General features: G+C 58.2%; 13 protein-coding genes. 9 read left to right on the top strand and 4 right to left on the bottom strand.

Annotated elements, in window-relative coordinates:
* Positions 1-175: 175 nt before the first annotated feature.
* From FLP30_RS10545 to spt, 4 genes are all read left to right on the top strand, one after another.
* Positions 176-1,306 (top strand): sensor domain-containing protein, encoded by a 1,131-nt coding sequence (locus FLP30_RS10545; RefSeq protein ID WP_149280341.1) that lies wholly within the window; start codon positions 176-178, stop codon positions 1,304-1,306.
* Complete coding sequence (locus tag FLP30_RS10540) at positions 1,306-3,072, top strand: fatty acyl-AMP ligase (RefSeq protein WP_408834544.1); 1,767 nt, start codon at positions 1,306-1,308, stop codon at positions 3,070-3,072. Before FLP30_RS10545 ends, FLP30_RS10540 begins: the two co-directional genes overlap by 1 nt.
* A gap of 132 nt (positions 3,073-3,204) precedes the next feature.
* On the top strand, positions 3,205-3,456 hold the full coding sequence (locus FLP30_RS10535) for an acyl carrier protein (RefSeq protein WP_149279790.1): 252 nt from the start codon (positions 3,205-3,207) through the stop codon (positions 3,454-3,456).
* A gap of 6 nt (positions 3,457-3,462) precedes the next feature.
* On the top strand, positions 3,463-4,668 hold the full coding sequence (gene spt / locus FLP30_RS10530; protein ID WP_149279789.1) for a serine palmitoyltransferase: 1,206 nt from the start codon (positions 3,463-3,465) through the stop codon (positions 4,666-4,668).
* Here spt and FLP30_RS10525 read toward each other — a convergent pair.
* Both FLP30_RS10525 and FLP30_RS10520 read right to left on the bottom strand, forming a co-directional pair.
* A complete protein-coding gene (locus tag FLP30_RS10525; protein ID WP_149279788.1) occupies positions 4,665-5,645 on the bottom strand; it encodes a hypothetical protein in 981 nt (326 codons plus the stop codon). The two genes, spt and FLP30_RS10525, sit on opposite strands and share 4 nt — an antisense overlap.
* Positions 5,642-6,625 (bottom strand): diacylglycerol/lipid kinase family protein, encoded by a 984-nt coding sequence (locus FLP30_RS10520; RefSeq protein WP_149279787.1) that lies wholly within the window; start codon positions 6,623-6,625, stop codon positions 5,642-5,644. Before FLP30_RS10520 ends, FLP30_RS10525 begins: the two co-directional genes overlap by 4 nt.
* A 151-nt stretch (positions 6,626-6,776) precedes the next feature.
* Between FLP30_RS10520 and FLP30_RS10515 the strand changes: the two genes are divergently transcribed.
* The 3 genes from FLP30_RS10515 to FLP30_RS10505 all read left to right on the top strand — a co-directional run bounded on the left by FLP30_RS10515 (position 6,777) and on the right by FLP30_RS10505 (position 9,686).
* The gene (locus tag FLP30_RS10515; RefSeq protein WP_246856500.1) at positions 6,777-7,682 is read left to right on the top strand and encodes a metallophosphoesterase family protein; all 906 of its coding nucleotides are present in this window, start codon (positions 6,777-6,779) and stop codon (positions 7,680-7,682) included.
* A 430-nt stretch (positions 7,683-8,112) separates the two neighbouring features.
* Positions 8,113-8,895, top strand: a complete 783-nt coding sequence (locus FLP30_RS10510; RefSeq protein ID WP_149279785.1) for a sterol desaturase family protein — start codon at positions 8,113-8,115, stop codon at positions 8,893-8,895.
* The gene (locus FLP30_RS10505) at positions 8,892-9,686 is read left to right on the top strand and encodes a nucleotidyltransferase family protein (RefSeq protein ID WP_149279784.1); all 795 of its coding nucleotides are present in this window, start codon (positions 8,892-8,894) and stop codon (positions 9,684-9,686) included. The genes FLP30_RS10510 and FLP30_RS10505 overlap by 4 nt, the downstream gene beginning before the upstream one ends.
* Before the next feature lie 23 nt (positions 9,687-9,709).
* Here the strand turns inward: FLP30_RS10505 and FLP30_RS10500 are convergent, their stop codons facing one another.
* Positions 9,710-10,408, bottom strand: coding sequence for an HAD hydrolase-like protein (locus FLP30_RS10500; protein ID WP_149280339.1), 699 nt, complete (start codon positions 10,406-10,408; stop codon positions 9,710-9,712).
* A 112-nt stretch (positions 10,409-10,520) separates the two neighbouring features.
* Between FLP30_RS10500 and glmU the strand changes: the two genes are divergently transcribed.
* Both glmU and glmS read left to right on the top strand, forming a co-directional pair.
* On the top strand, positions 10,521-11,867 hold the full coding sequence (gene glmU, locus FLP30_RS10495) for a bifunctional UDP-N-acetylglucosamine diphosphorylase/glucosamine-1-phosphate N-acetyltransferase GlmU (RefSeq protein WP_149279783.1): 1,347 nt from the start codon (positions 10,521-10,523) through the stop codon (positions 11,865-11,867).
* Positions 11,867-13,690 carry a glutamine--fructose-6-phosphate transaminase (isomerizing) gene (glmS, locus tag FLP30_RS10490; RefSeq protein ID WP_149279782.1) on the top strand — a complete coding sequence of 608 codons (1,824 nt, stop codon included), beginning with the start codon at positions 11,867-11,869 and terminating at the stop codon, positions 13,688-13,690. The genes glmU and glmS overlap by 1 nt, the downstream gene beginning before the upstream one ends.
* A gap of 91 nt (positions 13,691-13,781) precedes the next feature.
* On the opposite strand, the gene FLP30_RS10485 is transcribed toward glmS, so the two are convergent.
* A complete protein-coding gene (locus tag FLP30_RS10485) occupies positions 13,782-14,249 on the bottom strand; it encodes a hypothetical protein (protein WP_149279781.1) in 468 nt (155 codons plus the stop codon).
* Between the last annotated feature and the right edge of the window lie 89 nt (positions 14,250-14,338).

Genomic DNA, 14,338 nt, shown 5'->3' with positions numbered 1-14,338 from the left:
GGTCCGTCCAGCGGGCCTGAAATACAGGCTAAACCTTGACTATATCGTGTGGAAGGCAATTTCTATTGGCACATAAAGCGGCTTGGAATGCCCAAGCCTGCCGAATGGCGTCGTGTTTTCTGGTCCATCCCACGTGGGATACTGGCCCCAGCGAATAAGGTTGTCATTGTGAATGATGCGTATTCTGTTTCCTTATATAGGTCAGCCACACCAAACCCCGCACTCCCTCCCCATCGCGATGGAAATTGCCCGCAGGCATCCAAACACCGATGTGCATCTGGCCTGCACGACGCAGGAGCACCTCAATTACGTTCGGCGGTTGGCGTCCTATTATCCAGAATCGAAAGTGCACTTCAGCCTGCTGCACCTGCCGCTCTTTTTACGCTCCCATGTTGAGCGATACGGACAGACCCCTTTTTCCCGACTGGCGAGCCTGTTTTTTAACAAAAAATATTTCTCTACATTTCAAGGTATTGTGGTTCCGGAACGAACCTCAGCCTATTTACGTAGCCTAGGCGTGCACGATCCCAGGCTGATCTGGACGCGTCATGGGGCTGGCGACCGCGCCATAGGATTTGCCCATGACGCCAATATTTTTGATTACGTTCTGATGGCTGGACGCAAACTGGAGCAGCGCCTGCTTGCGCATGGGGCAATCCGTCCCGGCCACTACCATACAGGTGTTTACGCCAAGTTCGACATGGTCCGGCGTATGCGAGACGCCCAGCCGAAACTCTTTGCCAATGACAAGCCGATTGTCCTCTACAACCCGCATTTCGACCCTCGGCTTTCCTCTTGGCCGCGCTTGGGACTCAATGTTCTCAACCACTTCGTCAACCAGGACCGCTACAACCTGATCTTTGCACCGCACTACAGGCTCTTCGATAGTCGTCGGGCTGAAGCACGCCAGCTTGTAAGAGCGTTTCGTGACCACCCGCATATCCTCATTGACCCCGGTAGCACGCGCAGCATTGATATGACCTATACCTCCGCTGCTGACCTTTATCTGGGGGATGTGAGCTCTCAGGTGGCCGAGTTTCTGACCCGCCCCCGCGCCTGCCTGTTCCTGAACACTCATGACGTCAGTTGGAAAGACAATGATGATTATCGTTTCTGGGCCTTGGGGCCTGTACGGAACACGGTAAACACACTGGAAGATGACATTGAGGAAGCATTCCTCTCTCATGATGCTTTCATAAATCTCCAAAAACACTATATACGCGACACGTTCGGCCTGACGGGGGACGAACCTACTGCGCCGGTTGGCGCCGACGCGATTGTTGATTTTCTTCAGATGGCCAGTTGATGAACATTATGACGACCACCTCTGCACCCTCGATGGAAGAGATTCTCCAGCCGGTTTCGACCGCGTCTGGTCAGCTGCGCCGTTATGGAGATTTTGCATCATTCCCCGAGGCGCTAGACTACGCAGCACAGGGTACTGCCGGCTTTAACATCTACTCCGGCAAGGGTGTCCTGCTGGAAGCCCTGCCCTATAGCGTCCTGCGTACCCAGGCCATGGAAACAGCCCGACGCCTGCTGGGCATGGGCCTGCAGGCTGGAGACCGCGTAGCGATTGTGGCCGAAAGCGATGGCGACTTCGCGCGTATCTTCTTTGGCTGCCAGTATGCCGGGCTTGTTGCCGCGCCGCTGCCACTACCGGTCGCTTTTGGCGGCAAGGATGCCTATCTGACGACCCTGCGCGGCATGATCAAAAGCGCGCAGGCCAGTGCGGTGGTGATCCCCGCCATTATCGAAGGCTGGACGGACGAGATTGTCAGCGGCCTTGGGCTTGTCTTTGCGGGCTCCCCCACAGAGCTGATGGCCCGCCCTGCCCCTGACATGCCCTTGCCTGCAATCAAGCCTGAAGCACTGTCCTACCTTCAGTTCTCGTCCGGTAGCACTCGCTTCCCCATGGGGGTCTGTGTCAGCCATCAGTCTGGTATGGCTAATGTGGCTGCAATTGCCCATGACGGCCTGCAGGTGAAGGAAACGGGTGACCGTTGTGTGTCATGGCTGCCCCTCTACCATGACATGGGTCTTGTAGGCTTCTTCCTGACCCCCATGACCTGCCAGTTGACGGTGGACCTGCTGCCCACGCGCGAGTTTGCGCGCCGCCCGCATGTCTGGCTCGACCTTATCAGCCGTAACCGTGGTACGATCGCTTACAGCCCCTCCTTTGGCTACGAGCTGTGCGCCCGCCGCCCCGCCGCCCCTGGCATTGACCTGTCCTGCTGGCGGGTTGCAGGCATTGGTGGCGACATGATCCGCCCGCATATTCTGGCAGAATTTGCCCAGCAGTTTGCTGCCGCAGGTTTTGATGCCAAAGCGTTTGTCGCAAGCTACGGCATGGCGGAAGCAACACTAGCTATCAGCTTTGTGCCGCTGAACAGCGGGATTGAAACCGACACAGTGGACCTGCCCTACCTGGAAAAGCAGGGTATTGCGCGCCCACCGGCAACACCGGACACCCTCAGCCGTACCTTTGTCCTATGTGGCAAGGTGCTGCCCGGCCATGGTCTGGAAGTGCGTGACCCGATGGGCACCCCCCTGAAGGACCGTGAAATCGGCACCATCTATGTGCGCGGCCCCAGCCTGATGAACGGCTATTTCCGCATGGATGAGGAAACCAGCAAGGTTCTGGACAGCAATGGCTGGCTGGACACGGGTGACCTTGGTTACATGCTGGATGGCCAGGTTGTTGTAACCGGGCGTGCCAAAGACCTTATCATCATCAACGGTCGCAATATCTGGCCGCAGGATCTGGAATGGTCGGCTGAAACCCATATCCCTGCCCTGCGCAGCCGTGATGTTGCTGTGTTCTCGCTTGAGACAGGTGACCATGAAGAGGTTGTGGCACTGATCCAGTGCCGTGCCTCCGACCCGGTTGTGCGTGAAAACCTGCGGGCCGAGGCTGTCAGCCTCTTCCGCCGGTTACATGGGGTTGAGGTGTCTGTCGTGCTGGTCCCGCCCCACACACTGCCCCAGACATCCTCTGGCAAACTGACACGGGCCAAGGCACGCGCCATGTACCTGAACGGCCTGTTCACGCAGGAACAGGAAGTAGCCTGACACACGGTGCCAAAGCACCCGTGACCTGATGGGAGGAAGGCTGGTCAAACCAGCTTTTTTCTCCCATAAGGCGTCTTTAAATGGGCAAAGACCTGATGTGCCTTGATGCCTGACAGAAATGAAAGATCCGACATGAGCGAAACCGTTGAAGGCGTTTCCGCGCTGATCATCCAAAAGCTGCTCGCCAACCCGAAGGTTCCCCGGAACATCGATGGCAACTGCAAGATCATGGAAGACCTTGCCTTTGATTCTCTGGCGGTCATGAATTTTGTCATGGAAGTGGAAGACAGCCTCGATGTTTCTGTCCCGCTGGACAAGCTGGCTGATATCCGCACGATCAATGATCTTGCCTCCTGCATCGTCGATCTGAAAAACCGAGGGTAAGACCGCATGGCCTCACTGTTTTCCAAATACGAAGGCATTGCCAGTGCTCTCGGTTCGGTTGTGGCCGCAGGTGGTCGCAACCCCTTCTCGGTCATTATCGAAAAGCCGGTTTCCTCCACCGTTGGTGTGATCGAGGGCCGGGAAACCCTGCTGTTTGGCACCAATAACTACCTTGGCCTCAGCCAGTCCCCGCGTGCGATCAAGGCCGCGCAGGATGCCGCCGCCGCCTGTGGTGTTGGCACGACAGGCTCGCGCATTGCCAATGGCACCCAGTCCCTGCACCGGCAGCTTGAAGGCCAGATTGCCCGCTTTTTCGGGCGGCGTGATGCCATGGTATTTTCCACCGGGTACCAAGCCAACCTTGGCATGATCTCGGCTCTGGCAGGCAAGGATGACTACCTGATCCTTGACGCTGACAGCCATGCCAGCATTTACGATGGCAGCCGCCTGAGTGCCGCACAGGTTATCCGCTTCAGGCATAATGACCCGGACGACCTGTACAAGCGTATCCGCAGGCTGGATGCCCCGGACCGAGCCAAACTGATTGTTGTGGAAGGTATTTATTCCATGACAGGCAACGTAGCCCCTGTGGCTGAGTTTGTTGCCGTCAAAAAGGAAACCGGCTCTTACCTGCTAGTCGATGAAGCCCATTCCTTCGGTGTTCTGGGTGACAACGGCCGGGGTGCGGCAGAGGCCGCAGGCGTGGAGCAGGATGTCGATTTTGTTGTTGGCACGTTCTCCAAAAGCCTTGGCACGGTAGGTGGCTACTGCGTCTCTGACCATCCGGAGCTGGAACTGCTGCGGCTTAACTGCCGTCCCTACATGTTTACAGCCTCCTTGCCGCCGGAAATTATTGCAGCAACGACAGCCGCTTTGGAAGACATGCAGGCCCATCCTGAACTGCGCACGCAGTTGATGGATAATGCCGCACGGCTGCATGCCGGTTTTGTCAAAATCGGCCTGAATGCCAGCAAGCAGGTCAGCCCGGTCATTGCGGTTACGCTGGAAACCGAGGAACAGGCCATTCCCATGTGGAATTACCTGCTGGACCTTGGGGTTTACGTCAACCTGAGCCTGCCGCCTGCAACGCCGGATTCACGCCCCCTGCTGCGCTGCTCTGTCATGGCAACGCACACAGCGCAGCAGATTGATAAGGCTGTTGAGATTTTCCGCCAGGCCGCCACCAAAGCAGGTGTCCACGGCGCACGCTAATGCCGTGTGAATGCTCCGCGCCGCCACAGTGACCAAAGCACTGGCGGCGCGGCCAGCAGCGGATGTTTTTCCGCAAACGGTGTTACCGTTATTTCCAGCCCACTATGCCGCTGTACTTTCCATGCTGCATAACGGGCTGCACCTGTAAATGTGTAGGCCGCTTTTAACAGCCGTATCATGTTAAGGGGCCGCCCCAGGGCTTTACACAACGCCCAGCGTTTCTGCCCTTTTGCACGGTCACTCACGCTCAGGGCTGGGCTGATAACATCACCCTGAGCGGACCAGTCGATCCCTGCCGCCTGCCAACATGGCAGTAGCAGGCTTTCGTACCGGCCTGGGTCTTTCTCAACGAGGCTTTGCGGTCTTCCCTGCCGTTCTACCCGCAGTTCTGCACCATAGGTCTGACGATAGAGTGTGTCCCAGAATCTACGAGCCTGCCCTTGCTGTGGACCTAATAGAGCCGCCCACCGGGCCGCTGTCACACAGGCCCGGGCAACACACGCGCTGACAGCCTGAGCAGCCGCCTCGTTCCTGACCCAGACCAGCCGCGCTGGCTGGGAAAAGCGCGCCCATACTGTGGTATCGTAGGTCTGCTGGCCTGTCAGTTGCCTGAACTGTGCCAGAGAAAGAACAGCCACTTTGGCACGCATGGTGTGCGTGCCCTGCTGATACTCATGATATTCAACATTCGGGGGCAGCAGCGCATTGCATGCGGCAGATAGCCACGATCTGGGCCAATCCCGTTGTTTGTCCACAACAATATAGAAATCCAACAGGGTGTCCGCATCCACCCCTCCGCGAAGTCCTGAACCGTAGAACAACACGCCTAATGGGTTGGCGCTGTTCAAAATCTGCCTGACAAATGCTGTAATATCAGGCTGTACCGGTTGCTGGAGCTCCTGCGACACCCATTGAGCAACTGCGGCATAAGCTTGCGCACCAGACGTCGTTTGGGAGTGCGAGGTCTGTGCCATCATACCCGCAGGAAAGAGACTTCAGGCCCGGCTTTGACAGTCAGGCAGTCATTCTCGGCAGGCTGGATAATCTCACCATCCAGAACGAAGGGTTGGTTGGTGCAAACAGTCAAAATTTCCGCATTGCCACTTTTATAAGCCGACGAGCGGCGGAGCCACTCAGGCACGCGCCCACGCAAAAGATGCCAGCATGCTGCGAACAGACGCTCGGGCATGGCTGCAACATCAAGGTAACTGACCCCTTTGTGCGCAACACCATTCTTGCTCCAGAACGGCCAGACTCCATGGGGCAAGCTATGCAGCGCCGTGCACAGCAGCATAAAATGGGACCGCCCAAGGCTGGTGACGCCATCGGCACTGATCAGGGCTTCCACCCCTTCAAGCCAGCTTTGCCGCCGTGTCGGGCTGAGCATCTGGGCAAAAGCCACCAGCAATGTCACCAACACTGCGGCGTCGTGGGAACAGTGGGAAAGAATGGTCGGCTGGTGGGCAATGCCGACCCCGTGGGTAAACGCCCCAAAGCCACCAAAAAAGCCCAACAGATCCCGCCCCTTGTCCTGCTGGCAGGACACAAGCAGCGGCCGACGCACGCTCACCTTAGCTGTTCCCGCACGCCATGCGCGCAAACGGTCCTGCACAAGATCAAGCGCTTTGACCCCCCGGCTTGCAAAGCCGACATCCGATGCAATCAGATTGGTGTTGCCGGATGGCAGCACAACGATGAGGGGCCACGAATCTCGTGGCCAGGCCGATGCATTCAGTGCGCTGAGCACACTGCATACGGTGCCATCGCCACCATCCACCACAAGACAGGCCACCGGATCGCGCGCCAGCGCATCGAGCGTGCGTTGCAGATCGTCGTGAGTCTGGGGAATATGGAGGACATGGTCCGGCATAGCGGCAAGCATATCCATATACTGTGCGTCGACCTTAAGATTGCGACGGCTACGCGGATTATGGATAAGTGCAAAACGATCCGACACTAGGCTGCCTTGGCTGCTGGGTGTGTATATGCCGGATATTCGCTCCGACACTGATTCGCTGATATACGCAGACCTCATAAAATTGTCACATATCGATACTTCATCGCAGTTCTGATACGCCATACTGCCCACTGCGGAAGGGAGTGTTCTTTTGTCCTGTCTCCGGCTTGCTCATTTCTCAGACCCTCATCTTCCACTCCCAGCCTTACCCCATTTGCGCGAGGTCCGCTTCAAACGCATCCTCAGCCTGCTGTCATGGGGGCTGAACCGTCGGCAGCTGCACAAATGGGCCCCTCTTTGCGCAGTCATGCGCGACATTCATAGCACCCATCCCGACCTTGTCGCTCTGACAGGTGACCTCACTAACCTCGGGCTGCTGTCAGAGTTCCTTCAGGCCCGCCGTTGGCTACAGGACCAAAACCTACCCCCGACCCTGCTTGTGCCCGGCAACCACGAAGCTGTCGTGCGCGAAAGCAGTGCCGCAAAAGAAGAAATCTGGGCCCCCTGGCTGCACCAGGACACCAGCCAGAACCATCCGCCCCTGCTGGTGGACAAAGGCGTTGCCCTGATCGGGCTGAATACGGCTGTGCCATCGCTCCCGTTTTTTGCAACGGGCCGCACAGGCCTGCTCCAGCTCAGTCGACTGGCAGACTGCCTTGAGACAACAAGGGCCGCAGGCCTGTGCCGTGTCGTGCTGCTGCACCACCCGCCCCTCCGCCACATGGTGCAGGACAGAAAGGCGTTGACCGACCTGGAAGCCCTGCAGGATGTGCTGCGCAATACCGGGGCTGAGCTTGTGCTGCATGGACATTCCCACCGGGCAACAACAACAACCATCCCGGGGACAGATATTCCCGTTATCGGCACAACCTCTGCATCTCATATCCCGGACAGTCCTGAAAAAGCTGCGGGATGGAACTGCATCGACATTGAGCCGCAAACCAAAAGCTGGAGGATTACAGTGCAAAGGCGGGCTCTGGCTGCCAATGGCCAGATGCACGCACACGGAAGCTCCCATATTTTCACAAGACCTCGGCCAGAAGCCTCCGACGGCTGACAGAAAAGCCACCCAAGAGTCGCAGCCCGTCCGCCTGCGCCATCATGCAGGCAGATGGGTTGTCAGAGAGTATGCATCCCATACATGAGTGTTATGCACTTAGTGTCGCATCCGACTTTCTTCGTGCCGCTTTCTTCTCTGCGGCCCCCTTTCACCATGGCCGAGAAGCTGCCGTCCAAGCCACGGTGCTCACTTTTGCCACACGTTCTCCTGTTGCTTGCCATGCTGGCAACCTATATTCCTGCCCAAGCGGATATACGATGCGGGTAACAGGCTGAGCGTGTGCGGTCAGGCTACCCTCCATCCTGATGTATGGCCTGTTAGGAACCACGGGCATTTCAGGGTTTCTTCCCCCTCCGGTCGTGACACTCACCGGACTGGTTACTTTTACGCGGGGAGGCCTGAGCGTGCTCCTGAGGAATAAAACACGATGAGTGGAACACTAAATAACGCCTCCCTTAAGACTGGTCGCAGTTTTGACCTCGGCAAAATGAACCTTCAGCAGCTCTGGGTGGCCTATCTGACCTACCCTACGATCTTGCTGTATTTTGCGCTGATTGCCGCAAGCTTTATCGGGGTGTGCCTCTTCTTCGCAGGTTGGACAGTAACCCTGCTGACTGCTCTGGCCGTGATCGTAGTGTATCCGCTGGCCTGGTATCTGCTGCACCGTTACGTGCTGCACGGACACCTGCTGTACAAGAACAAATGGACATCCTCCCTCTGGAAGCGCATCCACTTTGACCATCATCAGGACCCGCACTTGCTGGATGTCCTGTTTGGGTCGCCCGCAACGACACTACCCACCATCATCCTTATCACAGCACCTATCGGGTATCTGATCGGTGGTATCGGGGCAGCCTTCACCGGGGTTTGCACGGGCATTACCATTACCTGCATCTACGAGTTTTTTCACTGCATCCAGCATCTGAACTACAAGCCCCGCTCGGCCTGGATCCAGCGCATGAAAGCCCGGCATGTCCTGCACCACTTCCATGATGAAGATGGCAATTACGGCATTACAAGCTTTGTCGTGGACCGTGTTTTTGGGTCCTACTACGCTGATGCCAAAGCCCGTCCGCGCAGCCCCACGGTGTTCAACCTCGGTTACGACCTCAAAGCCGCAGACCGTTACCCGTGGGTGATGCGCCTGACAGGGGCCCCCCCGCGTGACCGCCCCGATGGTGCCCGCCCCGATAGCCGCCGTCCGGCGTGAATACTCCCGCCCATCCGCAGGGCTTAACCGCCCTGGTGCTGGCAGGTGAGCGGCCCGGCACCCCAGACCCCGTAGCGGTTGCGGGGGGCGTTGCCCACAAAGCACTCCTCCCCATCGCGGGTGTTCCCATGCTGCTGCGTGTGGTTACCTGCCTCAAGGCTGTTCCCGCAGTCGGCCGTATTGTTGTCTGCGCCTCCAACCCCGATTCGCTGGCGTGCATTCTACCCGCCGATGTGCTGGTCCTGCCCGCACAGGCCGATGGCCCCAGCGCCAGCGTGCTAGCCGGTCTGGAACAGTTTGGCACACCCCTGCTTGTCACCACTGCGGACAATGCCCTGCTACAACCCGCATGGGTTGAGGAGTTTCTGCAAACTATTGCACCCGATCGTGACATTGCCGCCGCTGTGGCGCTTGAAAGTGCGATCCGTCAGGCTGTGCCCAACACCAAGCGGACCTATATCCGCCTGACGGACATGGTTTTTTCCGGCTGTAACCTCTTTCTTTTCCGCACACCCGTTTCTGCCCGCGTCGCGTCGCTCTGGTGTTCTGTTGAAAAAAACCGCAAGCGCCCCCTGCGTGTCGCCTGGACGCTCGGGCCTGGTGTGCTGCTGCGTGCTGTGCTGGGTCTGTTAAGCTCCAAAGCACTCTACAAACATATTTTTGCTCGCACCGGGGCCAGAGCACAGCTTGTGCCCTTATCCGATGGTCGGGCTGCGGTGGATGTGGACAAGCCCTCCGACGTCCTGTTGGCAGAAGATATTGCCAGAACCCAAAATTTCCCGCCTGCCTGAACCTGCCCCTCCACAGCCGTCTTTCACGTCGCTGGCAGAAGCATGTTCAGGCTTGCCGGGACATTGGCCATAGCATCAGCGACTGCGCCACCCCCTGCTGGCCCCTGCTGGCCATAGCCCCAGCCCGCATAAAGAAAACGGCAGCCCGATGCCTCCGCCGCCTGCCAGTCGGGAGCCATGTCTCCAATCATGACACTGCGTGCAATCTGCCCGCCAGCCTGATCTATTGTCCCGGTTAAATGCCGTGGATCAGGTTTGCGACCTTCAAAACTATCCCCTCCGCAGATTGCCGTAAAAAGCCCGCTCAGACCAAAAGCATCGACAATACTGTTAGCCGCTGCGACAGGCTTGTTGGTACAAATGGCCAGCAGCCACCCCTGCGCCCGCAAGGTCTGAAGCGTCTTCTCTGTGCCAGGGAACAGGCGGGACAGGCGTGTCGCTCTGGGGGCATAGAGCGCCATAAACTCTGTTGCGGCCTCAGCCTCTGTGACCAGTACGGGCGCTGGTCGCCCTTCCTGCTCTTCATAACGCCTCCGGGATTCAGCCAGAGCGCGGTGTACCAGCACCTGCACACCCAGCCCTACCATGCCCCGGACATCACTATCGGACAGCAACGGTAGAGCGTAGCGCGCAAGCAGGCTACGGCAGCACTCCGCCAGGTCGGGCAAGGAATCCAGCAAGGTTCCATCCATGTCAAAAACCGCCAGCCGCTGCGCCACCATGCCCCTGCTCCCCTGCATGTAAATTTCTGAAAAACTTTATGATACTGCCATGCCCCCAGACCCACCGCGAGACATTTGACACAGGCCGGAGCGTGCCTTACCGCATGGGGATATGACAGGCTTATCCCCCTCCCGTCCTGCCACGGCGGTTCTTCTGGCCGCCGGGCTTGGCACACGTATGAAATCCTCCCGCCCCAAGGCCATGCAGCCTATTGCTGGCCAACCCATGCTGGCACATCTGCTGGCCAATGCGGCCGAAGTCTTTGACAGGCTGGTTGTGGTGGTCGGGCCAGATATGGAGGATGTCGCCCAACTGGCAGCCCCCTTCCCTGTTGTTGTCCAGACCGAGCGGCTGGGCACAGCCCATGCGGCCCTACAGGCAGAAGACTGGTTTGGGGAGGGTGATGTCGCCGTACTCTACGCCGACAACCCGCTCATTTCTGCCCAGACCATGGCCCGCCTGCTGGAGGAGCGCCGCCAGCCTGATGTTGGTTTGGCGCTGCTGGCCATGCGCCCGGCCAACCCCGGTCGTTATGGCCGGGTCATGACGGAAGATGGTGCCGTTACCCGCATTGTGGAATGGGCCGACGCAACCCCTGAGGAACGGACGATCGACCTGTGCAATGCAGGCGTACTCTGTGCCGATGCCGGTCATTTCCGCCGTTGGCTCCATGCTGTCGGCAATGACAACGCCAAGGGTGAATTCTACCTGACCGACGTGGTGGACCTGGCTGTGGCTGAAAACGCTCATGTCCGCGCGGTTGAGGCTGCCGAAGAAGAACTACGCGGCGTTAATTCCCGGGCAGAACTCGCCCAGGCCGAGGCCGCCTTGCAGCAGCGCCTGCGCGCCAAAGCGCTGGACGGTGGCGCAACCCTTGTTGCCCCCGAGACCGTATTTTTAAGCACCGACACCGTCCTTGCCCCGGATGTGGTGGTGGAACCCCATGTTATCTTCGGCCCCGGCGTTACGGTGCATGAAGGGGCAAGCATCCGCGCTTTCAGCCATCTGGAAGGCTGTGATGTTCTGCCTGGGGCCATTATCGGCCCTTATGCGCGCCTACGCCCCGGCACAGTGGTGGGGCCAGATGCCAGAGTTGGTAATTTTGTGGAACTCAAAAACGCAACCCTTGGCGATGGCACAAAGGTCAACCACCTGTCCTATGTCGGAGATGCCGATGTCGGAGCCCAGACCAATATCGGTGCGGGCACGATCGTGTGTAATTACGACGGCACATTCAAATACCACACAGATATTGGCAGCAATGTCTTCATCGGCTCGGATTCTGTTCTGGTCTCCCCCCTGACCATAGGGGACAATGCGCTTGTTGCCGCTGGCAGCACGATTACCAGCGATGTCCCCGCAGATGCGCTGGCTTTTGGTCGGGCCAGGCAGCAAAACCGGGACGGCTACGGCAAACGCTTCAAGGATGCCCGGCGGGCAAAAAAGGAAAACAGCTGATGTGCGGAATTTGTGGCGCCGTAGGCATACGGCAGGCAGCCCCCGTTGTTTTTGAAGGCCTGCGTCGGCTGGAATACCGGGGCTATGATTCCGCAGGGATTGCAACCCTTGTTGACGGCAGCGTGGAGCGCAGGCGTGCATCGGGCAAGCTGGACAACCTGCATGCCCTGCTTGAAAACTCCCCCCTGACCGGCACGACAGGGATTGGCCACACACGCTGGGCCACGCATGGTGCGCCCACAACCTGCAACGCCCACCCCCATGGCACCAGCCGGGTGGCCATTGTGCATAACGGCATTATTGAAAATTTTGAGACCCTGCGGCGAGAGCTGGAAAATGTCGGGCAGGTTTTCGAAACCGAAACCGACAGTGAAACCATAGCCCTGCTGGTTGACTATCACCTCCAGCAAGGCCTGCCGCCCAAGGATGCCGCCTTGCAGGCCCTCCGCCGCCTTGAGGGTGCCTACGCAGTCGCCATGATCTTTGCCGGGCATGACGGGCTGATTATCGGGGCCTGCCACAATGCCCCTCTGGCGGTCGGGTTTGGGGAGCAGGAAATGTTCCTTGGCTCCGACTCCCTTGCTCTTGCACCACTGACCCAGAGTATTGCCTACATGAACAACGGGGATTGCGTGCTGTTAAGCGCTCAGGGCGCTGACTTCATGACCTTTGATGGTACCCCTGTGGAACGCACAGTCCAGCGCACAACGCTGACGGCCGGTGCCATCGGCAAGGATGGCTATCGCCACTACATGGAAAAAGAACTGCACGAACACCCGCTGGTGATCGGGCAGACCCTCCAGCGCATGATCGACCCGGCCACGCGCCGAGTTGTCCTACCCGAGTTGCCGTTTGATCTGGCAACCGTGCCGCGGGCTGTCATGACAGCCTGTGGCTCGGCCTTTTATGCCGCCATGGTTGGCCGCTACTGGTTGGAGGAAGTGGCCCGCCTGCCGGTTGATATCGATGTCGCCAGCGAAATGCGCTACCGCAACCCGCCGCTAACACCCGGCTCCCTTGGGCTGCTGATTTCACAATCAGGCGAAACGGCAGATACTCTGGCAGCACTGCGTGCCCTGCGTGAAAAATCTGTCCATATCCTGTCCGTTCTGAACGTTGAGCACAGCAGCATGGCACGCGAAAGCGATGTTGTGCTGGGCACCGTTGCCGGGCCTGAAATTTCTGTTGCCTCTACCAAAGCCTTTACAGCGCAGTTGACTGTTCTGGCCTGTCTGGCCATTGCGACAGCCCGCAGCCGTGGTGTGCTGGACCCGTTGAAGGAAGAAGAGCTTGTCTCTGCCCTTCTGGACCTGCCGAGCCGTACAGCCGAAATTTTCAAACAGGGCGAAGCCATTCGCAACATGGCCAAAATCGTGGCCGAAGCTCGCGATGTGCTGTACCTGGGCCGTGGCAGCCTCTTCCCCATTGCAATGGAAGGTGCTCTGAAGCTTAAGGAAATTTCCTATATCCATGCCGAGGCCTATGCCGCGGGTGAAATGAAGCACGGTCCGATTTCACTCATCGACCGTTCGGTGCCCATTGTTGCGACCCTGCCCAGCACTGCCCTTTTTGACAAGACATTGTCCAACCTGCAGGAAGCTAAGGCCCGTGGCGGCAGGCTGTTGATCTTCACCGATACGGAAGGCGCGGAGCGGGTTTCAAAAATTGCAGAGCAGAGCGTTGTCTTGCCGCATGTGCATGATTTTGTAAGCCCGATCTTACAGGCCATTCCTGTGCAGATGCTGGCTTATGAAGTGGCCGTGCTAAAAGGCACGGACGTGGACCAGCCACGCAACCTCGCCAAATCTGTTACAGTTGAATAGTCGCCTATAAAAAAGCCGTTCCGCAATACCCACTGCGGAACGGCCAGCCTCTCCGGGTTGCTTTCATGCAACCCGAAAAGTTGGGTCTGTTTTACCAGCCCACTTCGATGCCAGGGCCAGTGCCCCATGCGTTCCAGCCCGGATTCCACGCATACCAGCCTGGCCCCCACGGCTGCCAGGGGCTCCAATCCCATGTGGTGTCCTGATAATCCATGACAGCAGCATCGGTTTCTTCATTGGCCAGAGCCTTGGCCTGCCGATATTGCTGATACTTGGAAAACGCAGCCTGATCGCCAACATACAGGCAGTCACAGACAGTCGGGTCAGCATAAATATAGAAAACTGACGTGCCATGCACCCGGCGCAGAAAGCGATGGGCAGGCAGGTGGTCAAGCATGGCCTGCAATTTGGGCGTGCTGGCAGGCTTGTAAGCAAAACCGGCGGCAGTCAGATGATCCTCTTTTTGAGTAATGATCTCTTTGGTGCTCTCGCACGATGGCAGGATCGCCAACATCGACAGCACGCCACACACGCGCAGTCCCGTTGTATAGCGGGGCATTCTGTTTCTCCTCATGGCACGCAGTATAACCTTGGTATTCGAACACCAAGCCCGCGCACCACGCAACCAGAAAAGCACTTCCACTACGT

The sequence above is a fragment of the Acetobacter vaccinii genome (assembly GCF_008365315.1).
Classification (GTDB): domain Bacteria; phylum Pseudomonadota; class Alphaproteobacteria; order Acetobacterales; family Acetobacteraceae; genus Acetobacter; species Acetobacter vaccinii.
The sequence above is the reverse complement of the archived record's forward strand: the minus strand, read 5'-3'. Positions and strand labels throughout refer to the sequence as shown.

Coding starts and splice junctions, on each gene's coding strand:
- FLP30_RS10545 (WP_149280341.1), top strand. CDS start 176: ATGCGTATTCTGTTTCCTTATATAGGTCAGCCACACCAAACCCCGCAC.
- FLP30_RS10540 (WP_408834544.1), top strand. CDS start 1,306: ATGAACATTATGACGACCACCTCTGCACCCTCGATGGAAGAGATTCTC.
- FLP30_RS10535 (WP_149279790.1), top strand. CDS start 3,205: ATGAGCGAAACCGTTGAAGGCGTTTCCGCGCTGATCATCCAAAAGCTG.
- spt (WP_149279789.1), top strand. CDS start 3,463: ATGGCCTCACTGTTTTCCAAATACGAAGGCATTGCCAGTGCTCTCGGT.
- FLP30_RS10525 (WP_149279788.1), bottom strand. CDS start 5,645: ATGATGGCACAGACCTCGCACTCCCAAACGACGTCTGGTGCGCAAGCT.
- FLP30_RS10510 (WP_149279785.1), top strand. CDS start 8,113: ATGAGTGGAACACTAAATAACGCCTCCCTTAAGACTGGTCGCAGTTTT.
- FLP30_RS10500 (WP_149280339.1), bottom strand. CDS start 10,408: ATGGTGGCGCAGCGGCTGGCGGTTTTTGACATGGATGGAACCTTGCTG.
- glmU (WP_149279783.1), top strand. CDS start 10,521: ATGACAGGCTTATCCCCCTCCCGTCCTGCCACGGCGGTTCTTCTGGCC.
- glmS (WP_149279782.1), top strand. CDS start 11,867: ATGTGCGGAATTTGTGGCGCCGTAGGCATACGGCAGGCAGCCCCCGTT.
- FLP30_RS10485 (WP_149279781.1), bottom strand. CDS start 14,249: ATGCCCCGCTATACAACGGGACTGCGCGTGTGTGGCGTGCTGTCGATG.